Genomic DNA, 24,556 nt, shown 5'->3' on the forward strand with positions numbered 1-24,556 from the left:
ACGGTTTATGCATGAGCGGAGGCTACATCTTCTTCTTTGCCTTCCAGTCTTTCTTCTTCATCGCTGTCTTCCGATTTGTTGCCGTGACGGGAGAAGAAGGTATACATGGCCGGAATTACATACAAGGTGAGGACGAGAGAGAAGATGATACCACCTACGATCACGATACCCAGCGGAATACGGCTGGTAGCTGCGGCGCCGAGCGACATCGCGATGGGCAATGCACCAAGGGCCATGGCCAGGCTGGTCATCAGGATCGGGCGCAAACGCATGGCGGAAGCGTGTATCACGGCATCGGACTTGGAAAGACCGGCATCGCGCTGGTGGTTGGCAAATTCCACGATGAGGATACCGTTTTTGGTCACCAGGCCAATGAGCATGATCACACCAATCTGTGAGAAGATATTCCATGTCTGGTCAAATACCCACAGCGACAGCAAGGCGCCGGCGAAGGCGAGTGGTACGGTGAGCATGATGATCAGCGGATCTATCCAGCTTTCAAACTGTGCGGCGAGTACGAGGTAGATCAGCACCAGCGCCAGGCCTAACGCAAACATCGTGTTGGAGCCGCTTTCCGCGTAGTCGCGGGAAGAGCCTGACAGGGCGGTGGTGTAGGAATCGTCGATTACTTTTTCGTTTTCCAGTTTATTATAGATGCGGTACATCTCTTTCAGGCCATCGCCGATGGTTTTACCGGGTGCGAGGCCGGCAGAGATGGTGGCGGACTTATAACGGTTGAAGTGGTAGATGATCGGCGGACTGGTTTCTTCTTCGATGCTCACCACGTTGTCGAGCTGGATGGCTTCGCCGCGGGAGTTACGTACGTAGAGGTTCTCAAGGTCCATCGGGGCATCGCGGTCGGCGCGGAACACCTGTCCCATTACCTGGTACTGTTTACCGTTGCGGATGAAGTATCCGTAGCGCAGGTTGCTCAGTGCCAGCTGGAGAGTTTGGGAGATGTCCTGTACCGAAACGCCGAGCTGTGTAGCTTTGTCGCGGTTGATGTGAATGCGCAGTTCCGGCTTGTTGAATTTAAGGTCCACGTCGGTGCCCTGGAATACGGGGCTGCTGCCTACTTCGTCCATGAACCGGGGCAGTACGCGCGTCAGTGAGTCGAAGTTGATATGTTCCAGCACAAAGGAAACCGGGAGGCCGCTGCGGCGTCCTACCTGTATGGTTTGTGTTTCGATGGCGAATACTTTTCCCTGTGGATACCTGGCCATATTGCGGTTTACCATGTTCACAATTTCTTTTTGTGAACGATGGCGTTCATTCGGCTCCGTTAGTACTACGTTGGCGAAGGCGGAGTTCACCGCGCCGGCGCCGCTGAATCCGGGGGAAGTAACGCTGAGGATAATTTTCTTCTCCGGGATGGAGTCTGCCAGGAACTTCGTGAGTTGGTCCACATAATTGTCCATGTAATCGAAGGAAGTACCTTCCGGCGTGGTAATGGAAAGGCGGAACTGGCTGCGGTCTTCCAGCGGGGCCAGCTCTGCGGGCAATGTCCTGAAGAGGAAATAGATCATCACCAGACAACCGGCGATCACCAGTCCGGCTACCCAACGGAAACGCATAAACGATTCTAGTGAGTTTTTATAGCCGTCTTCCATCCAGCGGAAGAATGGTTCTGATTTGGTATAAAACCAGGAGTGGGTATGTGTTTTCCGTCCCAGTTTCACGTTGAGCACCGGTGTGAGCGTCAGTGATACGAAAGCGGAGATCAGTACCGCACCGGCCACCACGATACCGAATTCGCGGAACAGTTGACCTACGAAGCCCTGCAGGAAGATGATGGGCAGGAATACGAAGGCCAGCGTGATGGAGGTGGCGATAACGGCGAAGAAGATTTCTTCTGACCCTTCTCGAGCGGCGCGCATACGGGGCATGCCGGCTTCTATTTTCTTATAGATGTTTTCCGTTACCACGATACCATCGTCCACCACAAGGCCGGTAGCGAGTACGATGGCCAGCAGGGTGAGGATATTGATGGTAAAGCCGCAGATGTACATGATAAAGAAGGCGCCGATGAGGGACACCGGGATATCTACCAGCGGACGGAGGGCCATCAGCCAGTCGCGGAAGAAGAGGTACACGATGAGGATCACGAGTGTGAGTGCGATGATCAGTGTTTCTTCCACTTCCTCGATGGACTTTTTAATAAACTTGGTGTTGTCCATCGCGATGTTCACGGTGAAGTCTTCCGGGATATCTTTTTTCAGCTGTTCATATCTTTTATAGAACTCATCGGCGATGGCCACGTAGTTGGAGCCGGGCTGCGGGATGAGGGCAAGGGCGATCATGGGGCTACCGGATTCTTTGAGGATGGTTTCCTCGTTTTCCGGTCCCAGTATAGCCTGACCGATATCGCGGATGCGTATTTCGCTGCCGTTTACATTTTTGATGATGAGATTATTAAAATCATCTTCCGTAAAGAGGCGGCCGAAGGTACGTACGGTGAAGTCGGTGGCGTTGCCGGCAATTTTACCGGAAGGCAGTTCCACGTTCTCCCGTTGCAGGGCGGCTTGTATGTCTGATGGGGTGAGGCTGTAGGACGACAGTTTGGCGGGGTCCATCCAGATACGCATGGCGTATCTTTTTTCGCCCCATATCTGAATGGCGCTCACGCCGGGAATGGTTTGCAGTTTTTCGAGCAGTACGTTGGTGCCGTATTCGGTCACTTCCAGCTGGTTGCGGGTATTGCTCTGCACCGTCATAGAGATGATGGCGTCTGAGTTAGCGTCCTGTTTGGACACTACCGGTGGCGCATCGATATCCGGCGGGAGGCTGCGGAGGGCCTGGGACACTTTATCACGCACGTCGTTGGTAGCGCCTTCCAGGTCCTGGCCCAGTTCAAATTCCACGGTGATATTGCTGCTGCCCTGGCTGCTGCTGGAAGATATGTTTTTGATACCGGCTACCCCGTTGATGGATTTCTCCAGTGGTTCGGTGATCTGTGTTTCGATGATATCGGAGTTGGCGCCGGCGTATGACGTACGTACGTTAACGATAGGCGGGTCGATAGCGGGGAAGTCCCGCACTCCGAGGAAGGTAAAGCCCACGAGACCGAATATCACGATGATGATATTCATCACAATTGCCAGAACGGGGCGTTTGAGTGATAATGAAGGTAAACTCATTTTCAATTACGTATTACGAATGACGAATTGAGTATCCGTCATTGGTGATTTCCATTATTGTATTTTATTGAACTTCAGCGGCATGCCCGGCTTCAGTTGCAGGATACCTGTGGTTATCACGGTATCTCCGGCTTTCAGGCCACTGGTGATCTGTACGTTGCTTTCGGTGCGGATGCCTGTTTCTACGACTACAAATTTGGCTTTGCCGCTATCGGCAACAATTACTTTCTTATCACGGGTACCGGGGATGACGGCCTGGGAAGGTATCATGAGGGCTTCCGGCAGGTTGCGGAGGGTGATTTTCACTTTTGCGAAAGAACCGGGGAAGAGGGTACCATGATTATTAGGAATGATGGCCCGGAGTTTAACCGTACGGGTAGTCAGGTCAATTTTCGGGTCGATGGCATAGATACTGCCTTTGTATTCGTTGTTATCGCCGGCCACGAGGAAGGTTACCTGATCGCCGTTTTTGATGACGTTGCGGTATTTCTCGGCTACAGCGAAGTCCATTTTAAGCGGATCTATCTGTTGCAGGGTGGTGATAACGGTGGCGGAGGATACGATAGCGCCTTCGCTGACGTTACGGAGGCCCAGCTTACCGCTGAAAGGAGCGCGGAGCTCGGTTTTCTGCAGTTGGGTTTGGGTATATTCCATGTCTGCACCGTAGGCGCTGACCTGGTTGCGGGTCACGTCTACGTCCTGGCGGCTGATACCGTTTATTTTAAGCAGGTTTTCCTGGCGTTCGAGGGTTGTTTTGGCCAGTTGCTGTTGTAATTTCAGTTTTTGCAGTTGGGCACGGAGGTCTTCATCGTAGAGTTTTACGAGGAGGTCTCCTTTTTTTACGTTGGTACCTTCTTTAAAATAAAGGTGTGTGATACGGCCGTTGATTTCCGGTTTCACTTCCACTTCTTCGTTGCTTTGGAGCGTTCCGCTTGCTTCAATGGCCTGATCGAGGGTTGAAGTTTTCACAATCCAGGCATCGGTAAGTAGCTGTCTGGCGTTGGCGCCTTTAGCGGCGGCTCCATTGGAGGCGGCGGCCGCTTCCTTTTTACCGGCTATTTTTTTATAAACCAGGAAGAGCACGATACCGACAGCAACCAATATAATAATGGAGCGGACTGTTTTTTTGGTGTTGGGCATGTTAATAAGCCTTTTTGCGATTCGCTTTTAAGTGATAATATCATTTGGTTATTTAGAAATTTAATTATTTAGTGGGTTCCGTTAATAGCCAAATATCCAAATAATCAAATAATCCAATAGTAGAGGCTTCTCATAAGCCGGACAAATTTAATAAATGGCGATTGTGAATGCATCCGGGGACTGTTAATTAGCGTTAAGGCGTTAGATAAGTGGTGAAAAAGCAGGTTAAATGGAGATTAAAATGGGTTGACCGCGGCGGATATTTACCTATTGGGCCATTTTATGACGGGGTCATATATATTTTTCTGAAGAGATGAGGATATACCCGAATGGGTATATAAATGGGTAGAAAAGGGGAATAAATGACAGAAAGAAGGGGTGTATGAGAGAAAATCTTTTATTAACAAAGTACAAAATATGTTTACTGTATTGGGTTTGGTGGGATTGTCCATACTGCCAAGGGGTTAAAATTCGGGCTATCTGTTGGCAATTCAATAAAAATTATATTTTTGCAGTCAAGTTTTAAACCAAAAACACTTAAAATTATGTCAGACATTGCATCAAGAGTTAAAAAGATCATCATTGACAAATTGGGCGTTGACGAAGCCGAGGTAACTCCTGAAGCCTCCTTCACCAACGACTTAGGCGCTGACTCTTTGGATACGGTAGAACTGATTATGGAATTCGAAAAAGAATTCAACATCTCCATTCCTGACGAACAAGCTGAAACTATTACTACTGTTGGCCAGGCAGTTGCTTACCTGGAAGAACATGTAAAATAATCCTACTAATCAGAATTGTTTTAATGCAACCAAGACGAGTTGTCGTTACAGGTTTAGGCGCTCTTACACCGCTCGGCAATTCCGTAGCTGATTTCTGGCACGGATTGACGAACGGTGTATCCGGCGCGGATTACATCCGTCAATTTGACGCTTCCAAGTTCAAAACCCGTTTTGCTTGTGAACTGAAGAATTTCGACCCTACCAATTACCTGGATAAAAAGGAGGCCCGTAAGATGGACCCCTTTACACAGACAGCGGTGATATCCGCAGATCAGGCTATACTGGACGCCAATATCAACAAAGACAAGATCAATCTCGATCGTGCCGGTGTGATATGGGGTACTGGTGTTGGAGGGATGATCAACTTCAGCCATGAATTAAAAGAATTTCATACCGGAGACGGGACTCCCCGCTTCAGCCCATTCCTGATCACCAGGCTTATCCTTGACATTGCTGCTGGTTCTATTTCTATCCGCCACGGCTTCAGGGGGCCTAATTTCTCTGTTGTATCTGCTTGCGCATCTGCCACCAATGCTATTATTGAGGCGATGTACAGTATCCGTTACGGCAAAACGGACCTCGTCGTTACCGGCGGTTCGGAGAATGTGATCAATGAGCCTTGTGTTGGCGGCTTCAATGCCATGAAGGCTTTATCCGAAAGGAATGATGATCCTAAAACGGCTTCCCGGCCTTTCGACCTCGACCGTGATGGTTTTGTCATGGGAGAAGGTGCTGGCGCGCTGGTACTGGAATCATTGGACCATGCGTTGGAAAGAGGTGCAAAAATTTATGCAGAGCTGGCCGGCGGAGGTGCTACTGCGGATGCTCATCATATTACGGCCCCTCATCCGGAAGGACTGGGTGCTATGAACGTGATGCGGCAGGCATTGGCTGATGCCGGTTTACAGGCGAATGATATTGATTATATCAATGTACACGGTACTTCCACCCCACTTGGTGATATCGCAGAAGTAAAGGCTATTCAGAAGGTATTCGGTGAACATGCTTATGACCTCAACATCAGCTCCACCAAATCCATGACTGGTCACCTGCTCGGTGCTGCCGGCGCTATTGAATCCATCGCCAGCATCATGTCTATCATCGATGGTATCGTACCACCCACGATTAACCATTTTACTGACGACCCTCAGCTAGACCCGAAATTAAATTTTACCTTTAACACCGCACAACATAGAGAAGTAAGAGCTGCATTATCCAATACCTTTGGTTTTGGAGGACATAATGCCTCTGTTATTTTCAAAAAATTTGTTCCTTGATCTTGATTGTGTGAAATTACTGCCAGGATTTTTATATCGACTCGTATCCAAGAAGCGGCACTTGTACAAAGAGCTCACCAGCCTGTTGGGTTTCCCGCCAGGTAACTTTGCCCTGTATGAGATAGCCCTTAGCCACCGCTCAAGCAAAGAGAAGTTCCTCGAAAGCAACGAACGGTTGGAATACCTCGGCGATGCTATCCTGGGAGCAATCGTGGGTGACTATCTCTTTAAAAAATATCCTTACAAAACAGAAGGATATCTTACCGAGATGCGCTCCAAAATCGTTAACCGCCAGCAACTGAATGATATCGCTATCAAGATGGGGCTGCGTAAACTCACGATCTACGACAAGTACAACAGCTTCCTGAAGATCAGCCAGATCTTCGGCAATACCCTCGAAGCACTGGTAGGCGCGGTATATCTTGACCGTGGCTATAATAAAACCCAACAGTTTGTTCATAAACGCATCCTGATGCCATACATCGATATGGAACTGCTGGAAAGCGTGGAAATGAACCACAAAAACAAATTGTACGGCTGGGCCAATAAAAACGGCAAAGTCCTCGAGTTTGAACTACTCGATGAACAAATGGACAATGGCCGGCGCATTTTTACCGTAGGCGCTGTAGTAGACGGTGAACTGATTTGCACCGGTAAAGCCTTCAATAAAAAAGACGCCAGCCAGATTGCTGCCCAGCAAGCTATTCAGCAACTGGGACTGTCAGATTGATTTTCCTCTCCCACTTATTTTACAGGATGCCGCAGTATGGTCTTCAACTTCTCCGGCGCTGTTTTCCTGTAATCAGACAGGTATATTTCATGATGCCTGCCATTCATCTGAAACCCCTGCTGGTGCATGAATGCCTCCATCTTCTCCAATGATGCCGGTTCTTCACTGAATGGGCCTATGTGCATCAGCTGAATACATTTTCCTTCTTCCTTCGTTTTAAGATCTACATTTCTGAACAACATGGACTGCTTCTTTTTCTCTGCAGAAAGTACGGAGGCAGATAATTGTTGCCGGGTAACGTAGTCGGGCATACGAATAGCCAACTCGTAGTACCATTCACTGCGAGGCACCAGCAACGGCTCAACAGAAGTGTCTTCTACCCACCAAAAGCCTTCCAGTTTGCTGACCGTGAAATCCTTGTCAGCCTTTTTGCACATGAATTTGATGCCATAAGCCACGGCATAAAGGGCACCGGTATTTTCGGCGAAAACCTCCCCGTTGGGATCGCCCTTACCATTGATGGTCAGGAACAATCCTTTTTCAATGACAGCCACCTGTGGTGTGGTAGTGGCTGTATAATAGCTCTTAAAAGCTTTAGTAAGATCCAGTTTATTCATTTCCGTTGGGTTGAGTGTAGCATCAATTTTAAATCCTATAAGTAATAACAGTGCCCACCAAAGGGCATTCCTGCATTTCATGATATCAAGGTTTTAGAATACCGATCTGAACATTGGTGATATTTTGATCCGGCTGATTGAAATCGTATTGGAAATATTGCTCCCGGTTGTAGCCGCTCATCGGGATACCCAGTACCTGCAGGACGCTGATCAGTTGACCGTAAGTATCTCCCAGTTTGTCCCATCCGCCTTCATGGGTGGTGCTGATACAGTCGAAGGCTGGCAGTGTTTCACATTTGTAAGGCGCTGGTACCGGGGCGGTAGTTGTCACGGGAAGACCGATATCGAGGTGGAAGACGGTTTCGGGGTTGCCATCAAACTGATGATAATGCCACTGTACCGGGCCGGACACTTCCAGGCCTGCAGCGATAGCTTGCCGGTACATCTCCAGTGTGGCAGTCCGTACCAGTGGCAGCATGCCTTCCATGTTCACCTCGTAGCTGCGGTAGAAGAACGGCAGCGGTAGTACGTGACTGAATTTGGGCTTGGGGCCGGCGGCATCGAAGAAGCCGAACCAGAAAGCCAGTTCCTGTTTGTCAAGCAGATCGAGCGCAGCATAAATTTCTTTGGTAAAAGGTACCATGGCGGTACCGGCGGCAGTGATCAGGTTACCACTTCTGACGGCTGGCTGGTTGATATAGTGGGCAACGCCTTTATAAGCGGGGGCCATCATTTGCAGTACCTGGGCGTCATTGCCGGTATGTGCCACATGGTCCAGCAGGCCGTGGTTGCCAAGGAAGGCGGTGGCATCGCAGATAGCGGCCAGCAGGCGGCCGGCTTCCAGTTGTTTCAGGAGCAGGGGCAGCAGGGCATGGTGTTCGCTGCTGCTGGCGATGGTAGTGCCGCCGGGGATGATCAGCAGGTCGATATCCGCTGCCATAGCCTGTTCCAGGCTTTGCTGCGGCTGTACGCTTACATTGCCACCGGAAGTGACTGGCTGGCCATCCAGCGAAAACGGTACCACCCGGACGTCGGTAAAGTTGTTCAGTCCAAAAATGGCCAGCGCCGGTTCCCAGTCAGAATAGCCGTTGTATACATACACGTAGCAGTTGCGTTGCGTTTTCATATTGTATCTTTTAATTACAATACAAAGCAACGAACGGGATGTGACAACCCTATGTCAGGAGAGTTTTGAAATTTGTTCATTTAGTTATTTAATCATTTGAATAAGTAAATGAATAAATAACTAAATGAACAAATAACTAAATGAGATAGTGGTCCTTAAGCTCGGTGACCAGCTCACGCATAGTGATTTTGAGGGCTTCGGGCTCCAGGATGTCCACGCTGTTACTGTACATGACCAGGTAGCGAGCCAGATAGTTCAGGCCGGATGTGAGAAAAGTCAGTTCTATTTTATCTCCTTTCGTGGTTTCATCCATCAGGCCGAAGTAATAGAGCTGATTACGCATATAGCGCCGTTGGTCTTTGTCCACCGTTATTTTTACCAGGAGTGTTTTCTCAGGAGCGGCGCTGCGGCGCTGTTCCAGGTATTCCTGCAGGGATATACGTTTGTCTTTTTTATAATAGGAAGACGTTAGACTAAGCTTACGGATACGGTCTATCCGGAAATCGCGGTAGCCCTGCCGGAGGCGGCACCAGGCAATCAGGTGCCAGTTACTGCCGTCATGAAAGATACCGATGGGTTCTGCTTCCCGCCGGGTGGCTACTTCTTCCTGAAAGGAAAAGTATTCCATGTTGACTACCTGTTGGTGCCCCAGGGCGTGTTGCAGCTCTGAGAGGAACCGGTTGGGGAAATTATCCTCTTCCACCGGCCCGTAGCTCCGCTGTACCACGATATTTTCATCGAGGGATTCCAGGAAATCTTTTTCTGAGCCGCGCAGCACCGACCGGATTTTTTCCATGGCAAAGCCGAACTGTTTCCGGCTGGAATGATCGCCAAACTGCTCCATGAGCTTCTCCCCTGTCAGCAGGGCGCCTGCCTCCTCTTTGGAAAACATCACCGGTGGCAGGTGATAACCATCCACAATATAGTAACCGGTGCCCGCTTCGGCCCCGATAGGCACGCCGGCCTCCTGTAACGCCTTTACATCACGGTATACAGTACGCAGACTGATATTGAACCGCTCGGATATTTCGGCGGCCTTTACTATTTTTTTGCCTTGTAATTGGATCAGAATGGCAGTTAGCCTGTCGATACGGTTCATGAAATTGCCAGGTTGAGACCTCTAATTTCGGGTGCCTGAAATTATTTTTCATTTTTTTTTGTCCTTCATTAAACTTTGGGGAGAATAAACTGTCTTTAATACGTAACAAATCTCTGAGAAATAATTAAGTGGTTGATTTCGAGAGTTATAGGAATTTCTAGAGATACACAAACACGATGCTACAGTACAGAATATAGGTTAAATGGTAAGCCCCTGCAATTTCTTGCGGGGGCCTGTTTTTTATATCCCATCCCCGGATTCCCAGGGCTGAAGCCCTGGGCTAAGATGGATCAAGTCGAAAAGTTGGGGGATGGAGTAAAAACACATTGCCTGTCGACAGAAATGAGAAAGGAGTGTTTCCCTGGATATCGCTATGGTACATACAGCCCCCCTATAGTAACCCTGGGGTAAAGGTGGACTTGATGCGGGAGTGTTCTTCAAGAAAACAGATACACCGTTTTTCGGTCCCCACTTTTCAACTTGATCCGTTAAGATGTTCTTCAGTTCTCTTTATCTTTTAGCTGCATGCTTGCAGGTAAAAGGTCATTCTTGTTGTCTTTAGCCAATGGTGACTAAACATCCTGGTCCTTGGAGACAGGGATTGAGGATTGATGCCCCATGCAGTAGTTTGTTAATAACTCATATCGGTGAGTTTCACCTTGCCCCGGAAAGTCCAGAAAACGAAGGTACTGTAAGCGATCACCAGCGGTGTGCCAACGGCGGCAATCAGCAGCATGATCTTCAGTGACTTGTTGGAGGAGGCTGCCTGATAAATGCTAATGCTGTAAGCAGGGTCGGTGGTAGACAATACAATATTGGGATACAGCCCTACCGCAAATAAAATCAGCAAACAGGAAGTGATGATACAGGAGTAGAAAAAGGCAGTAAAGTATTTTCTGGCGTCGATGTTCCGTTTGATGTTCAGGAGAATAAACACCGCTACCATAGGGAGGAGAAACAATTGCGGATGGTTTTTAAACTGATGCGTCATGTGTGGAATGTATATCAGTGTAGCCATTGACGTTAGAATAAAACACAGGATAAAAAACTTGCTGCAATTGTTTACCAGCACCGTCAGCTTGGCGTAGAGGCGGTTTTCTGTTTTCATCACCAGGTAAATAGCCCCATGCAGCATAAACAGCGACAAAGTGGTGAAAGCAATCAGGATGGCATAAGGATTAAAAAATGTCCACAGGTTGCCGGTAAATTCATGCTCTTTATTGATCGGTAATCCGTGGATAAGGTTACCCAGCACCAGTCCCAGCAATAACGTAATGGCCGTGCTGGAAACGGTATAGGAGATGTCCCACATCTTTCGCCACCAGGTCCACGGCTCCTTACTACGGAACTCAATGGAGATAGCCCTGAAAATGAGCGCCACCAAAAACAGCATAAAAGGGATGTAGAAGGTGGAGAAAATGACGCCGTACACCAGCGGAAAACCTGCAAACAGCGCCCCGCCGGCTATTACCAGCCATACTTCATTACCGTCCCATACAGGCCCGATAGCGTTGAGCACCAGGCGCCGACTTTCTTCCTTATTAAAAAACAGGTGTAATGAGCCTGCTCCGAGGTCAAATCCATCGAGCACGCCGTAACCGGTGATCAGTCCGCCGATCACTAAAAACCACCAGGTGGGAAGGTCCAGTCCGAGAATTGTTTCCATGCAACTGTGTTTTAAGAAGGAAGATTTGCCAAATTATTAGGATAGTACTGGTCGTGGTCATCCGCTACGTCCGGTCCATGCTGTATTTTACGGTTCAGTAGATACAGGAACAATACAAACAGCAACATATATACCAGCGTAAACAATATCAGTGAAAACATCACCTGATCGGCTGTCACCTTTTTAGACAGCGCGTCGGAGGTACGTAACAGCTTGTATACCACCCATGGCTGCCGGCCTACTTCTGCTGCATACCAGCCTACCTGGTTGGCGATCTGCGGCAGCAATACGGCCCAGGCAAATATGATCATCAGCCAGCGTTGCTGGAACAGTTTCTTTCTCCAGAGTAATATCAAAGCCAGCAGGGTAAGGCCAATCAATGTCATGCCGATGGAGATCATCATATGATAGGTCTGAAAAACGAAGTTGACCGCGCGGGGCCTGTCCTGTGGCGGCGTGGCGTGCAAGCCTTCCACCGGCGCACTGAAGCTGCCATGTGTCAGGAAAGACAGGCCTCCGGGGATTTTAATACCGGTAGTTTTTTCTTCTTTATTGTTGACCCAGCCAATGATATACATGTCTGCTACAGCAAGACTATCATAATGTCCTTCCATAGCGGCCAGTTTAGCCGGCTGGTATTTGCTGACATAGTGTGCAGAACGGTGTCCGGTGAAAAGTTGTGCCAGTGCGGCAATTACTGCTACAGACAGCCCCACTTTAAACATGGCCTGCGCATGTTCCACGAAACGTTTTTTCAGGATATACCAAGCACCAACGCTCATCACGAGAAAAGCGCCTGCGAGAAATGAACCAATGATCACATGTGCATAACGGTCCATACTGGAAGGGTTGTTGACCATCTCCCAAAAATCAGTCACCACGGCCCTTGCGCCCAGATCATGCCCTTCGATGCGGTAACCGGCCGGTGTTTGCTGCCAGGAATTGGCAATCACTATCCACAGGGCAGACAGGGCGGAACCTACTGCTACCATGATAGTGGAGAAATAATGCACGGCTTTGTGTACACGGTCCCATCCAAACAGTAATACTCCCAGAAAAGCAGATTCCATGGCGAAGGCGAAGATCCCCTCTGCTGCCAGCGCACTGCCGAAGATATCGCCTACATAATGGGAATAGGTGGCCCAGTTGGTGCCGAACTCAAATTCCATCACAATGCCGGTGGCCACACCGATACCAAATATCAATGCGAAGATCTTGATCCAGAACTTCGTGATCTCTTTATACAGCAGCTTCCCTGTTTTCAGGTACAACCCTTCCATAATCACCAAACACAAGCCCAGCCCGATACTCAGCGGAGGATAGATGTAATGGAATGCAATAGTAAAGGCAAACTGTATCCTGGATAGTATTTCAACAGAAGGCATAATCTCGAATTATGTTCACAAAGTTAGTCGCTGCTCCAATCTGTCAACCTGATGTTTATCATGTATGTATAAATATATAATATTTCGGGGAGGTAAACCAGTACTATCCGGGGAATGTTAACGCAAAAAAAATAAAGCGTGAAGGTAACTGTTGTTGACCTTCACGCTTTTTATGTTGAATGATATTTGACAGGAAATCAGGCTTCCATTGTTTCAAACTCTTTCTTCCTTTCCCGGTATTCTTCCATGGTGAAGTTATACACCACAGAGTCGCGCTTGTTTTTGTTGGACACAAAGTGACAGGCGTGGATATACGGTTCAGCGATATTGAGTTTGTCCAGCGGCGTAACGACCAGCAGCTGGAGGTTGAGTTGGCCACAATATTCCATCAGGTAGTGGCTTTTCTCAGGGTCCAGTTTGCTGAAGGCCTCATCCACCGTGATAAAGCGCAGGCTGCGGTGCTGGCGGTTGGCCTCATTGATACCGAACTGGTAAGCGATAGCGGCACCCAGAATAGTGTAGGTGAATTGTGCTTTCTCACCACCGGAAAGGCTGGCGGTATCCTCGTAGTATTTAAAGGCTTTATTATCGGAGATGTAGTATTCTTTAGCACCGAAGTCGAGCCAGTTACGGACATCCGTTACTTTACGGCGCCATGCTTCATTTTGCTGCAGCTCGGTGATCAGTACTTTGATGTTTTCAAAGAGTTGTTCGCCGTAAGCCTGGTCTTTTTCCAGGTGGTACTTCATGGAGTCTGGTACGGCGCCGCTCAGTTTCTCTTTGAAGTTGCGTATCTCCACGTCTTTTACGTGGCGGCATTCCAGCTGGAGATAGGTGTCCGGGTTTTTGTTGAAGGTGATGTTACGGAGCGGTTCGTTGAGATCGTCCATTACTTCACGGATCAGGTCTTCCTGGCCGTATATCCATGCCCGGTAGTTGGTGATGGCATTGAGCATACTGGTGTCCATATATTTACGGAAACGTTCCTTATGCTCAATGAGGCGCTGGTATTTGATGTTCTCGTACAGGGAGGTGAATTCCTCGAGGTACCTGACATGCGGCTGCAGGTCACTGACATCGCCGAGCCATTCGGGATAGGCATCGTGGATGGCTTTGGAAGGCATCACGAAGGCTGACAGCTGCCGGGTGATTTCTCCTTCTTTTTCGGCCGACTGGCGCATGGCATCGTGCAGGGTGGCTTTCAGGTTATCGTCTGCCCGTTTGCGGTAGGACGCCAGTTCTGCGGTCGTTTCGGCCGGTTCGGTGAGAGACAGGTCAGAAAGGTATTCCAGCACGTATTGCAGCGAGATATCGTCGAGCGGATTTACTTTCAGCTGATTGAAATGACGCAGCTTATCGCCGGCTTTGTCATCGATACGGCCTTTTTCCTGCAAGGCTCTTTCCTTCTCTTTCTCTTTGTCCTGTATCTGTGCAATGGCTTCGTCGAGCTGATCGCAGATCACCTGGTATTTGTCGCTGGTTTTCAGCAGCTGTGCTTTTTCCCGTGCAAACGATTCGATGACGCCGGCATGTGTTTGCCAGTTGATCTCGCTGTAGTTGCGGAGCGAGAGGAACGCATTCAGCAAAGTATTGACGGTAGTGATGGCCTTGCGGCTATTTTCCAGCTGTGAGATGCTGTGCTGCAATGTTTCAATATTGCTGCTGCATTCGTCCTGTTCCGCTTTGAGCAAACGCAGCTTGTTTTTATTGTTCCAGCCGAGCACGTAGTTGTTCTGTTGTGAGCGGTTGGGGCGGTCGTCTTTTTCATGGCGTGTAGCCTGCCGCGTTAGTCCGTTGGAGGTAACAGCTTTGCGTGACTTGTTGAACACGGCCATATCATCGGTACAGGTATAATCAAACTGGTCGAGCAGCTGGTTTTGCAGCCATTCTTTGAAAATGGTGCCTGGCTTGATTTCTATCTTCTGCAGGAGGCTTTCTTTTTCGGTGGGCATCCTGAGCATGGTGTAATTTTCGTCTTCCACTTTGTGGTAAACGAGGCGTGTTTGCAGGTTGTTGGAGTTGATGTATTTGTTGATGTCCATGATGTACTCTTCCGGTACCAGCAGGCGCAGGCCGAAGTTGTGGAGTACTTTTTCGATGGCATTTTCCCAACGGCTTTCGCTGTCTTTTACGCGTACCAGTTCACCCACAAACGGCAGGTCATCTTCCTGTACATCGAGCATGTCTGCCAGCTGTTGACGGATGCGTACCAGTTCGTAGGGAATGTTGTTTTTGCGGTTGAGGAACGATTCAATTTCCTCTTCCAGCCGTGTTACCTGGGCCCTTTCGGCGGTGAGGCTGCTCTTGTAGTGGAACATCTCTTCCTGCAGTGTTTCCAGTTGTTTATCGTGTGCGCCTTTTAACTGTTCGGCGCCGGAGATGTTTTCATGGAACTGCTGTTCATCCGGGTTGGGGGCTAGTTCCAGCCGGTCGGCGAGCATGTTGTACTCTTCCATCTTGTTACGTTTCCCTTCGAGGGACTTTTGTTCGTAGTGGATGGATTTTTCGATGGAACGCAATTGTTCATCGACACTGTTGTTGGCTTTCTGGGCAATCAGTTCATCCTTGCGGAGGTTCATCGTTTGCAGATGTTCATTGATACCGCTGAGGATGGTGGCTGTTTTCTGCTGTTCTTTTTGCAGCGCTTCCAGTTCTTTTTCGAGGATGTCCTTTTCCTGTTTGTTGAACCAGGCGGGCAGTATGTCCTGTAGCATCTGCAATTCCCGGTTGCGGTCCTGCAGTTCCTGCCAGGCTGTTTTATTGGCAATGATGGGTTCCAGCATTTTCAGCTGGGTTTCATCTTTCTGGATGGCGCGGTGGCTGGACAGCAGGCTGTCGTAGTTTTCGCGCAGTTTCAGGAATTCGCCTTCTGCATCGGTTTCTTCGAGCATCTGGCTGCGGATGAAGGTATTGAGGTCACCCAATACTTTGATGCCGACTGTCTGATTGAAGAGCGACAGGGCTTTTTCGCTGCGCAGGCCGAAGATATTGCTGAAGAGGGCGGCGTATTCTTTAAAGCTGTCGGTGATTTCCGTTTTGGGATATTCGAGGCGGAGTTTCTTTTTCCAGTCGCCTTTCATATCGAATTTACCGGCACCGAAGTGGTCGTTGATATTGAGTTTGTGGGGGGAGACGATGAATTGTCTTTTCAGTTCCCCGGAATACCAGCGTACCTGCGCCAGTGTGATCTGGTGCATGGTGGCGGCATTGTAGAAATAGGCCAGCAGTACGGAGTACGGGTTGTTCTCCTTGTGGCGGAGCTGTTCGGTTTTGGATTGCAACGAGTCTTCTGAGAAGGTTTTACCATAGTATCCCCAGAAATAGGATTCTTCGCCGCGGTCTTTTCGTTGGTCCGTACCGGATGACTGGTTATAGAAGCGTTTTCCTGCGGGCACGAGCAGTGTCAGCAGGGCATCGATCAATGTCGTTTTACCGCTACCGTTAGCACCTGTGAGCAGAGATGTCTGGCCACTGGTATTTACGCGGTATATTTTATTATGGAACGTGCCCCAGTTGTATATTTCAAGATATTGTAACCGGAACCCGCTTTCTTTAGAATCACTGTTGAACAGGGTTGACATGCAATTTCAGTTTTGATTTGATTTCTTCCAGTTTTTCGTTGTTGACCAGTGCTTTGATCACCCTTTTTACTTCGTACTGATGCAGTTCCTTATTGGCTGCGTCTTCGCGTGTAGCTTTAAGGATACCGATGTTGAGCAGGCTGTTGATGGGTTTGTTCAGGTCTTTGAGCAGTTTGGATTTGTTGTTCCGCTCTTTGAAGAAGAGGGCGAGCCTTTCCTTGATTTCCTTTTGTGTCATGAACAGCCGGGTGCCGTTGCCTTTGATGTCAAATTCATCGAGGGCTTCGCGGAGCACGATGCAGAGCAGGGTGGCTTCGTAGGTGAGCCTTGTTTTGCGCATCAGGCGCGGTAGGGGTTTGTCGCCGGAAGAGTCGTCTGCTTCGGGTTGCAGGATGCGGGCGAAGCCATCGCCTTCGTTAATGATCAGTTGCAGTCCTACCTGGTTCAGGTATTTGCTGAGCTCTGTTTGCCAGCCCAGCAGGTCTTTCCAGTAAGCTTTGTCTTCTTCGTACACGGGGCCCTGCATGAGTTTGAGGAACACGTGTGCAAAGGGAGAAATATTGTTATCGGCCATGTTTCATGTTAGTTTTGAGAGTTTGTGAACAGCACCATCGGCATGTTGATGACGCGGTTGCCCAGGGATACCGGATCAGGCGTTTCCAGTATGATGTGGCTGGATGACTGGCTGGCTATGGAGAAATAGGTGATGAGCTCTGTCAGGCCTTTTTCGGTACCATAGATATCTACCAGTTCCTTCAAACTGATCTGTTTTTTGTTTTGCAGTTGGGTGTTGATACGGTCCTCGAGGAGGGTACGGTCAATGTTAAAGTGATTGAACAGCGCGTTCATATCAGAGTCGGAGAAGTCGTCGCCACCAATACCTTCGGGGAATTCCACGTCGGGATGTGTTTTTTTGTCTTCTGCCATCTCCCAGCGGTCCAGCATATCTATTTCCGGATCGCTTTCTATATCGATATAAAATTCTTCGCCTGGTATATCGTCCAGTGTCTGGAAGGCCAGCTGGCGGATATCGTTGATGAGCTCCATGGCTTTGCGGTGATCGGTGAGATTTTTCTCACTGAGTACGCGGCTGAGTTTATCGCTCAGCTTTTTGTTGGCATCGATCACTTTTTTGCCGGAGGCATGGAGGAACTGTTTCAGTTTTTTGAGGAAGCGGTCATTTTTGTACTCGATATTCCGCTCTTCGAGCAGGTTGTAGAGTTTTTCGATGAGCGCACGCATTTCTTCCTGCTTGGTTTCATCCATGAGGAACTGCCAGAAGGAGTAGAAGCTTTTGCCCTGGTCTTTCTGGCGGAGTGCTTCGAAAGAGTCGAGGGTATAGGCCAGGAGAGCGCCTTTGGCGATATCGCGTTCACTTTGTTTGCGGTATATCTCCTGGGTGATCTGTTCAAAGTTCTGTTCTACTTCCTTAAAATCGCTGAGAAGCTCTCTCGACATGCGGTTTACGTCGTAGCATCTTTCTTTGATCTGGGTGTCGTCAAACACCTGTACTTTTCCGGAGATGGTGATGCTTTTGATCTCCTGTTCTATCTCAAATTTCTTTTTTTCCAGTTCCTGTATACGCTGTTTGGGATCTTTATTGCTCTGGTCCACCAGTTCCTTCAGTTTGGAAAAGATGTCTTTAAAGCGGCTTTCTGTGCCCACAAATTCCCTTTTCTGGAGGGTAGACACCCAGTGCATCACTTTTTCCATGTCGCTGCTAAGCTCGTGGATATCATTACCGTCATCGTCGGGATACTTCCGGAGAAAGCCTTTATTGCTCCATTGTTCCACATATTTCCTGGCTCTTTCATCTTCATTGTCGAGCAGGGCGGAGGCGTCTATTTCGTCGTCTGTGGCGCGGTAGCCGGTAGCTACCAGGTAATCAGACAGGCGGGTGACCAGTTCCACATTAGGAACGGTGGTGTGGTTTTTCTCCTTGAATGTTTGGTGAAAAAATGACAACATCATTGGCGCGCTACGTGCCCGGAGTATCTTTAGCGTGATCGACTGGGCATATAGATTACATAATTGATCATAAGTCATGCGGTAAAAGTACGGAATTACCAGTTATGAATAATGATTTGTAGGCCCGTTCCCCGGTATGCCTGGCTGATTTGTCATTCCTCATTTTTACATAATATATAGCCCGTCAAACTTGGGTTTTACCGGTTGTGGCACCGGCTCTTCTCCCATGAGTTCAATGAGGTTGATTTCGATGGTGCGGGAGATGCTATCGAGCGGAATGCCCAGGGGATGGTACTCGAACGGGTTCATAAGGGTGATGCCGTTGAGATGGGTGACATGGAACACGAAGCCAAACACCCATCCGAAGAGGATGGCCCAGGCACCGATAGATTCGGTCATCATCAGGGTGTTCATGATCACATAGAACCAGATGAACAGCCGGGTGAAATAGACGTAGCTGGGTGGGAAGACGGTGTTTTTGATGCGTTCGGACTTGCCCATTTGATCACAATGGTTGACCAGCATCTGGTTCAGCTCCAGGAAAGCGAACCCGTCTACCACGCCGGACTGCCGGAGCTGCTGCAGGTCGGCTGATTGGAGGGTGAGCAGGGCGTTGGGAATATTTTGATGTTGCTGAACGTAGTCGATTTCTTCTTTGGTGAGGTAGCGGGTGTAGTAGTCGTCGGGGAGTTTTCGGAGGTTGGTTTTCAGGGCGTATACAAAGGAAAGGTGGCGGTAGATCATATGGCGGATGAAAGTCAGTTTTTCCTGGTCACCGTTGGTCTGCGTGTAGTGGAGCAGGTTTCTGGCCCAGGAACGGGAGTCGTTGACGAGCGCCCCCCAGATGATGCGGGCCTCCCACCAGCGGTCATAGGCTTGGTTGTTATTGAAGCCGATAAAAAAGGCGATGGCAGTACCCAGTACGGCCGATACGGCCACGGGGATGGCTATATGGGCGGACAGCCAGTATTGATCGACAAAATATACAATGGTACAGCAAAGCAGCAGCATGATGTCTACCTTCCAGGTGAAGGTAAAGATCTGCGCGAAGGAGAGTCGGTGTTTCAGCAGCATATGTCTGATTTATTTCTTCAGCAATTTATCCTTTAAAATGGTATTCATCACACTGTCTTTCAGTCCCCTGGACACCGGTACGGAAGCTTGTCCCATCATGATCCTGTTGCCTTCGATACTGGTGATTTTGCGGGCGTTGATGATATACGATTTGTGGGTCTGAACAAATTCCGGACCGGTTACATTTTCCGCCACCGCTTTCAGGGTGGAATGGGTAAGGTACCGTCCGTGCGTAGTATGGATATATACGTAGTTTTCCATCGCTTCTATAAAGATAATGTCTTCCAGTAGTACACGGACCAATTTTTCCCCGGTTTTGATATAGATGTCCCTTTCTGCCACAGGTGTGGGAGTTGATGGGGCAAATACTTCCCGGGCGCGGTTGGCAGCTTTCAGGAAGCGTTCAAAAGAGATGGGTTTCATAAGGTAATCGATGGCATCCAGTTCAAAACCTTTGAGGGCGTACTGTTCATAGGCGGTGGTGAAGATCACTTTGGGTGGATGGGGCAGGCTTTCCAGTAGTTCCACCCCGTTGATATAGGGCATTTCAATATCGAGGAAGAGCAGATCGGCCGGTTGGTGCCGTAGGAGGTTATTGAGCGACAGTGCATCTTCGCATACACCTGCCAGGGAGAGGAAGTCTATTTTTTCCACATATCCGGCCAATCCTTTACGGGCTACAGGTTCATCGTCGGTGATAATACAGCTGATCTTCATAATGCAATTTTTAGGTCTGCCGAATAGTTCTCGCGGCTGTTGCAGATGGCCAGTTCATGTTTGCCCGGATAGAGCAGGGCAAGGCGGCGGCGCAGGTTTTCCAGGCCTATGCCGCCTTTTTTGTGTTTCATTTCTATGGCGGGTATCGCATTGCTGACATGAAACACCAGCCATCCGCTTTGAAGGCTGGCGGAGATATTGATCCAGTATTCGCCGCCGGCATATTTGAATGCATTTTCCACCAGTGGTAATAACAATAACGGGTATACGCTTTGTTTGTTCAGCTGGTTGTCAATTTCCACGGTCAGCCGGAGGTGTTCGTTCATACGGCTCCGTTGCAGATCGATATAGGATTGCAGGTATTGCAGCTCTTTTCCCACGGCCACGGTTTGTTGATGATCGTACAGCTGGTAGCGCAGCAGTTCGGACAGTTTTTCCACCGTATGTTTGGCGGTGCCTACGCTTTCATCCATCTGGAAATAGACCGTGTTCAGTGCGTTGAACAGGAAATGCGGATGGAACTGGGCTTTGAGGAAGCGGAGTTCTGTCTGGAGCTGGTCGTTGCTGATTTTCTCGAGCAATAGTTGCTGCTCATAACTTTTCCGTAAGGAGGCATTGGCGCGTTTGATCACATAATACAACAGATAGAACAAGGTAGGTATCAGCGTGAGATTGATCACATCATACAACTGGCATCCCCGCTCTCCGGTGAAATGCTGGATGGGCAGGATGATCCCGTCTGTGAATACGATGATCACAGCCGATACTACCAGGTATTCCCTGATCACGGGGCCGGGCTTGGGTTGCCGTTGGTAATACTGAAGCAGGTAGTTCAGCATCCAGGCGTAAATGTATCCTGTTGACAACAGGGTGCATTCGATCACCGTCTCCAGCCACGGCCGCTCCCAGAAGCGGAAACCGGTAAGCACCGCATTGATCAGGCGCATGCTGACATAAATAACGAGGGCATATAAGACCGGGAAAATGTATTTGCGCCAGAACTGTTCCATCGGAATCAAGTTAGTAAAAAAACTCGGACTGGGGCATTTGCACTTTCACCACTTTGCCGGTGGTAATGGGTGGTGTACCGGGTTTTACGCCAAAGAGAAAGCGGGTGATCACAAAAGGTTTGATCAGCACATTAAAAATCATGATGGCTAAAAGCCAGCTGCTCAGCGCCACGAAAATGTATTCCAGTACTGGTGGATATTGCCAGTTCAGGACAAAGCCTGCGATAATGATGATGAGTGGCTGTTGCAGGAGGTAAAAAGGCCACACAAAGAGATTGGCGTAGGCCCGCAGACGATGTTCACGGTGGAGGTACTTTTTGCCATAGCCTGTGAGACAGAATACCCAGAGGCCGGCATGGACAGGTTCTATCAGCAGCGCCACGAGTGAGCCGGCGTGATAGTTTTGTCCGGCAATGACAAAGGAAACGGCGATCAGCAACAATACAAGGGAGTAACGGCGGTTACGTTCCAGGCTGTCCATCAGTTCAGGTTGCAGCATGCAAAAGAAGCCCAGCACCAGCAACAGCCACCAGTACACGAAGACAACCAGGTGCCCGGAAGAGCCCAGCAGCAGGCCGGTGATAAAGATGGCCGCCACAGGCAGCAGCAGGAGAAATATCCGTTGACCGGGAACGAACCACAGCAGCGATTGCTGGAATTTACGGGCCGAAGCCGTGCGCAGCCAGCGGAACAGGGGAATCATCATTACCATGTAAAGGGCAAGGCATATGACGACCCAGAGATGGTACCAGTTGGCCGGATGCAGCGCCAGCTTTACCGCCGCGCCATAGAAGGACCAGAAAGTTCCCGGGTTGCCGCTCTCCCATTGACTGAGCCAGATGAGGAGCGGGAGCAACCCGAACAGACTGGTAAGTAGTGGCGCCAGCAGCCGGCGTATCCATAATAAGATCAGTTTGGTGTTGTTGCGTTTTAAGGCCATGTGCAGGGAGGTGGCGCCGGAGAGGAAGAATAGTAGTGGAATACAGCTGCTGTTGAGCATATAATTTACCTGGTCCGGCTGTGCGCTGGTAGCGGGCGGTGTAAACGGTCGTGCTGCGGTGAACAGGAAAATGCCCAGTATGGCCAGTGTTCTGAGCCAGTCGAGGTAAGCCAGTCGGCAGGTTTTAGGTTGCATCTGAATCGTGTTTTGCGCAAACCTAAGTCCTGTGGGTGTTTTAAGGGGTTGTGTTTTGACCATCTGCAGGAAACCTTTGACGAACTGTTATTGCATTTTGGGTTGTCTCCTGCCGGATGTTTTCAGCGTCGGTTATATTTTGTTGATTCTCCCCCATCAGTTCTCTCTCTAAAAAATATTATCTTACAATCTGCTATAAATCAATCTATTATATTTTTAAATACATATAGTCTATAGAATTAGTAGGATAATATGTTTTTTCCCCTATCTTTGTATCAATATTATAAACCGAAGCGTGATAAAAACCCCTGCAACGGACATTTTATCAGCCATTAAAAACAGCGAGCATGTCTACCTTACACCGTTACGCAGACTACCTGCCAGCCCCAATTGCCGATCAGTTTCCCAGTCCGGTGAAGAACCGGGAGCGTATCCGTCCGTTAACAGCGGGACAATTTTTTTCGGATTTTTACCTGGAAGAAGACCAAGTGATCAACCGTGGTCCTTTGCTGAAAGATGCTGCAGGTGTTACTTCCCTGCATTTGCTGACGGCGCAGCCGTTGGTAGTGGCTTTTTATTCTGTTAACTGGAATGGTTATGGGGATGCACTGATAGCTGAACTGATTGAGAAACATGCTGCCATAGAAGCTGCCGGAGCGCGTTTGCTGGTACTGTCCAGCGAGGGCAAAAAGCACTTCACCGAATTCAACCGCGAGCCATTGCCTTTTGACGTGGTCCGCGATGCCCAGCATCGTGTTGCCCGGAAGGCCGGTATTTACAAGGAAACCGATCCTATCTGGGGGCGTGTTGCCGGCATAAATGCGGACGTGCCTGTTCCGGCAGTTTATCTGATCACTCCTTCCCTCGAAATTACCTATAGCTTTACGGATACTTACCTGGAGCAAAAATTCTCTGTGGACGAACTGTTGTCTGTGGTGGACAAACAGCTGGCCATCAGTGCGTAATAGTATTACGTATATCCGTTGCAGTTATCTTATACAAAAGTCCGTGTTCCGGAGGCGGTGTAAGCCATCCGGAACTCTTTGGGCGTACAGTCTTTTTTCTTTTTAAAGATGCGGTTGAAATTGGAGATATTGTTAAACCCACATTTGTAAGCTATTTCATTAACGGTATGCGTGGTTTCTATCAGCATCCGGGAGGCATGCCCCAGCCTTATTTCTATCAGTGTATCCACAAACGTTTTACCAATCCTTGCTTTAAAGAAACGGCTGAAAGCCACGTCTGTCATAGCTGCCAGCTTAGCGGCTTCGTGCAGGGAGATATTCTTGTCGAAGTTGTGATTGAGGTAATGCATCACTTTTTGCACACGGCGACTGTTATACGAAAATGTTTCCAGGTTGCTGAAGCTGGCATCTGATAAGATGCGCATGTTGCGGCTGGTAGACAGGTCGTGCAGGACAGACATCAGTTCCAATACAGAATCGAAGCCTTGTTTTTGTGGCAGGTGCACCAGCCGGGGCATGATCTGCCGCGTGGTGTCAGTGGAAAACAGGATACCCCTGAGCGACCGTTCAAACATGTTTTTGATGAAACTCATCTGGTTGCGCTGCAGGAATTTTTCATCGAACAGGTCGCGGTGAAACTGAATAGTGATTTCCTTAATGATGCCGCCCTGATGTTTGTGGGTGAACCAGCCGTGCTGCAGATTGGGACCTACCAGTACCAGCTCCAGGTCTTCAATGTCTTCGATATGATCGCCAATGATGCGCCGGGCGCCGGTTGCGTGCTGGATGAAGTTGAGCTCAAATTCTTCATGGTAGTGCAGTGGAAAATCGAAAGCTGTCTTCTCCCGGGAGAAGAGGGTAAAACAATCGCTTTGTGTTAGCGGGGTGATCTCGCGCAGTAGTTTGCTTTTCATGTACCATATTTTGGTGAACGTGGAATGTGTTGATTTTCTGCCTGTAACATCAACAGGGATAAAAAAGCATCATTTTTCTATTGTTCCTGTAATAAAACGTAACGCGGAACCTGGTATGTAATATTACTGATAATAGCTGATTTTAACTACGTCTGCGGCGGGAATTTGTCTGGATATATTAATGAAAAAGATTATCAAAGTATAACTAATAGATAATAAAGTATTACATACTT

19 protein-coding genes are annotated in these 24,556 nt (G+C 48.9%); 4 read left to right on the forward strand and 15 right to left on the reverse strand.

The window, feature by feature from the left end:
- Positions 1-5: 5 nt before the first annotated feature.
- Together HHL17_RS05195 and HHL17_RS05200 are read right to left on the reverse strand one after the other, a co-directional pair.
- Positions 6-3,137, reverse strand: a complete 3,132-nt coding sequence (locus HHL17_RS05195; protein ID WP_169223702.1) for an efflux RND transporter permease subunit — start codon at positions 3,135-3,137, stop codon at positions 6-8.
- Between the two features lie 54 nt (positions 3,138-3,191).
- On the reverse strand, positions 3,192-4,277 hold the full coding sequence (locus HHL17_RS05200; RefSeq protein WP_169223703.1) for an efflux RND transporter periplasmic adaptor subunit: 1,086 nt from the start codon (positions 4,275-4,277) through the stop codon (positions 3,192-3,194).
- 545 nt (positions 4,278-4,822) lie between these two features.
- Here HHL17_RS05200 and HHL17_RS05205 point away from each other — a divergent pair.
- The 3 genes from HHL17_RS05205 (at position 4,823) to rnc (ending at position 7,066) form a co-directional block, all read left to right on the forward strand.
- Positions 4,823-5,059 (forward strand): acyl carrier protein, encoded by a 237-nt coding sequence (locus HHL17_RS05205; protein ID WP_012788038.1) that lies wholly within the window; start codon positions 4,823-4,825, stop codon positions 5,057-5,059.
- Positions 5,060-5,082: 23 nt separating this feature from the next.
- The gene (gene fabF, locus HHL17_RS05210; RefSeq protein WP_169223704.1) at positions 5,083-6,336 is read left to right on the forward strand and encodes a beta-ketoacyl-ACP synthase II; all 1,254 of its coding nucleotides are present in this window, start codon (positions 5,083-5,085) and stop codon (positions 6,334-6,336) included.
- A 61-nt stretch (positions 6,337-6,397) separates the two neighbouring features.
- Complete coding sequence (gene rnc / locus HHL17_RS05215) at positions 6,398-7,066, forward strand: ribonuclease III (protein WP_240975094.1); 669 nt, start codon at positions 6,398-6,400, stop codon at positions 7,064-7,066.
- Between the two features lie 14 nt (positions 7,067-7,080).
- On the opposite strand, the gene HHL17_RS05220 is transcribed toward rnc, so the two are convergent.
- The 12 genes from HHL17_RS05220 to HHL17_RS05275 all read right to left on the reverse strand — a co-directional run bounded on the left by HHL17_RS05220 (position 7,081) and on the right by HHL17_RS05275 (position 22,444).
- Positions 7,081-7,764: a GyrI-like domain-containing protein gene (locus tag HHL17_RS05220; RefSeq protein WP_240975095.1), complete on the reverse strand. Its 684-nt coding sequence runs from the start codon at positions 7,762-7,764 to the stop codon at positions 7,081-7,083.
- A 4-nt stretch (positions 7,765-7,768) separates the two neighbouring features.
- Positions 7,769-8,809 carry a DJ-1/PfpI family protein gene (locus HHL17_RS05225; RefSeq protein ID WP_169223706.1) on the reverse strand — a complete coding sequence of 347 codons (1,041 nt, stop codon included), beginning with the start codon at positions 8,807-8,809 and terminating at the stop codon, positions 7,769-7,771.
- Positions 8,810-8,945: 136 nt separating this feature from the next.
- Positions 8,946-9,908 carry a helix-turn-helix transcriptional regulator gene (locus tag HHL17_RS05230; protein WP_169223707.1) on the reverse strand — a complete coding sequence of 321 codons (963 nt, stop codon included), beginning with the start codon at positions 9,906-9,908 and terminating at the stop codon, positions 8,946-8,948.
- A 631-nt stretch (positions 9,909-10,539) separates the two neighbouring features.
- Positions 10,540-11,574, reverse strand: coding sequence for a cytochrome d ubiquinol oxidase subunit II (gene cydB / locus HHL17_RS05235; protein WP_169223708.1), 1,035 nt, complete (start codon positions 11,572-11,574; stop codon positions 10,540-10,542).
- A gap of 11 nt (positions 11,575-11,585) precedes the next feature.
- Positions 11,586-12,959, reverse strand: coding sequence for a cytochrome ubiquinol oxidase subunit I (locus HHL17_RS05240; protein WP_169223709.1), 1,374 nt, complete (start codon positions 12,957-12,959; stop codon positions 11,586-11,588).
- A gap of 197 nt (positions 12,960-13,156) precedes the next feature.
- Positions 13,157-16,540 carry an ATP-binding protein gene (locus tag HHL17_RS05245; RefSeq protein ID WP_169223710.1) on the reverse strand — a complete coding sequence of 1,128 codons (3,384 nt, stop codon included), beginning with the start codon at positions 16,538-16,540 and terminating at the stop codon, positions 13,157-13,159.
- Positions 16,518-17,114 (reverse strand): DUF4194 domain-containing protein, encoded by a 597-nt coding sequence (locus HHL17_RS05250; RefSeq protein ID WP_169223711.1) that lies wholly within the window; start codon positions 17,112-17,114, stop codon positions 16,518-16,520. Before HHL17_RS05250 ends, HHL17_RS05245 begins: the two co-directional genes overlap by 23 nt.
- A gap of 8 nt (positions 17,115-17,122) precedes the next feature.
- Complete coding sequence (locus HHL17_RS05255) at positions 17,123-18,586, reverse strand: DUF3375 domain-containing protein (RefSeq protein WP_169223712.1); 1,464 nt, start codon at positions 18,584-18,586, stop codon at positions 17,123-17,125.
- An 87-nt stretch (positions 18,587-18,673) separates the two neighbouring features.
- Positions 18,674-19,582: a bestrophin family protein gene (locus tag HHL17_RS05260; RefSeq protein ID WP_169223713.1), complete on the reverse strand. Its 909-nt coding sequence runs from the start codon at positions 19,580-19,582 to the stop codon at positions 18,674-18,676.
- 9 nt (positions 19,583-19,591) lie between these two features.
- Entirely contained in the window at positions 19,592-20,299 is a 708-nt protein-coding gene (locus HHL17_RS05265; RefSeq protein ID WP_169223714.1) for a LytR/AlgR family response regulator transcription factor, read from the reverse strand.
- Positions 20,296-21,309, reverse strand: a complete 1,014-nt coding sequence (locus tag HHL17_RS05270) for a sensor histidine kinase (protein WP_169223715.1) — start codon at positions 21,307-21,309, stop codon at positions 20,296-20,298. The genes HHL17_RS05265 and HHL17_RS05270 overlap by 4 nt, the downstream gene beginning before the upstream one ends.
- A 10-nt stretch (positions 21,310-21,319) precedes the next feature.
- Entirely contained in the window at positions 21,320-22,444 is a 1,125-nt protein-coding gene (locus tag HHL17_RS05275) for an acyltransferase family protein (RefSeq protein WP_169223716.1), read from the reverse strand.
- Positions 22,445-22,791: 347 nt separating this feature from the next.
- Here HHL17_RS05275 and HHL17_RS05280 point away from each other — a divergent pair, with 347 nt between their 5' ends.
- On the forward strand, positions 22,792-23,409 hold the full coding sequence (locus HHL17_RS05280; RefSeq protein ID WP_169223717.1) for a redoxin domain-containing protein: 618 nt from the start codon (positions 22,792-22,794) through the stop codon (positions 23,407-23,409).
- A 29-nt stretch (positions 23,410-23,438) separates the two neighbouring features.
- Here the strand turns inward: HHL17_RS05280 and HHL17_RS05285 are convergent, their stop codons facing one another.
- The gene (locus HHL17_RS05285; protein ID WP_169223718.1) at positions 23,439-24,323 is read right to left on the reverse strand and encodes a helix-turn-helix transcriptional regulator; all 885 of its coding nucleotides are present in this window, start codon (positions 24,321-24,323) and stop codon (positions 23,439-23,441) included.
- Positions 24,324-24,556 lie beyond the last annotated feature (233 nt).

It is taken from the genome of Chitinophaga fulva, from assembly GCF_012927205.1.
Classification (GTDB): Bacteria; Bacteroidota; Bacteroidia; order Chitinophagales; family Chitinophagaceae; genus Chitinophaga; species Chitinophaga fulva.

Bases quoted from the DNA above. Each gene is read 5' to 3' on its own strand.
- HHL17_RS05280 (WP_169223717.1), top strand. From the start codon at position 22,792: ATGTCTACCTTACACCGTTACGCAGACTACCTGCCAGCCCCAATTGCC.
- HHL17_RS05250 (WP_169223711.1), bottom strand. From the start codon at position 17,114: ATGGCCGATAACAATATTTCTCCCTTTGCACACGTGTTCCTCAAACTC.
- HHL17_RS05200 (WP_169223703.1), bottom strand. From the start codon at position 4,277: ATGCCCAACACCAAAAAAACAGTCCGCTCCATTATTATATTGGTTGCT.
- HHL17_RS05205 (WP_012788038.1), top strand. From the start codon at position 4,823: ATGTCAGACATTGCATCAAGAGTTAAAAAGATCATCATTGACAAATTG.
- HHL17_RS05195 (WP_169223702.1), bottom strand. From the start codon at position 3,137: ATGAGTTTACCTTCATTATCACTCAAACGCCCCGTTCTGGCAATTGTG.
- fabF (WP_169223704.1), top strand. From the start codon at position 5,083: ATGCAACCAAGACGAGTTGTCGTTACAGGTTTAGGCGCTCTTACACCG.
- HHL17_RS05245 (WP_169223710.1), bottom strand. From the start codon at position 16,540: ATGTCAACCCTGTTCAACAGTGATTCTAAAGAAAGCGGGTTCCGGTTA.
- HHL17_RS05270 (WP_169223715.1), bottom strand. From the start codon at position 21,309: ATGGAACAGTTCTGGCGCAAATACATTTTCCCGGTCTTATATGCCCTC.
- HHL17_RS05260 (WP_169223713.1), bottom strand. From the start codon at position 19,582: ATGCTGCTGAAACACCGACTCTCCTTCGCGCAGATCTTTACCTTCACC.
- HHL17_RS05265 (WP_169223714.1), bottom strand. From the start codon at position 20,299: ATGAAGATCAGCTGTATTATCACCGACGATGAACCTGTAGCCCGTAAA.
- HHL17_RS05285 (WP_169223718.1), bottom strand. From the start codon at position 24,323: ATGAAAAGCAAACTACTGCGCGAGATCACCCCGCTAACACAAAGCGAT.
- HHL17_RS05255 (WP_169223712.1), bottom strand. From the start codon at position 18,586: ATGACTTATGATCAATTATGTAATCTATATGCCCAGTCGATCACGCTA.
- HHL17_RS05225 (WP_169223706.1), bottom strand. From the start codon at position 8,809: ATGAAAACGCAACGCAACTGCTACGTGTATGTATACAACGGCTATTCT.
- cydB (WP_169223708.1), bottom strand. From the start codon at position 11,574: ATGGAAACAATTCTCGGACTGGACCTTCCCACCTGGTGGTTTTTAGTG.
- HHL17_RS05240 (WP_169223709.1), bottom strand. From the start codon at position 12,959: ATGCCTTCTGTTGAAATACTATCCAGGATACAGTTTGCCTTTACTATT.
- HHL17_RS05275 (WP_169223716.1), bottom strand. From the start codon at position 22,444: ATGCAACCTAAAACCTGCCGACTGGCTTACCTCGACTGGCTCAGAACA.
- HHL17_RS05230 (WP_169223707.1), bottom strand. From the start codon at position 9,908: ATGAACCGTATCGACAGGCTAACTGCCATTCTGATCCAATTACAAGGC.
- HHL17_RS05220 (WP_240975095.1), bottom strand. From the start codon at position 7,764: ATGAAATGCAGGAATGCCCTTTGGTGGGCACTGTTATTACTTATAGGA.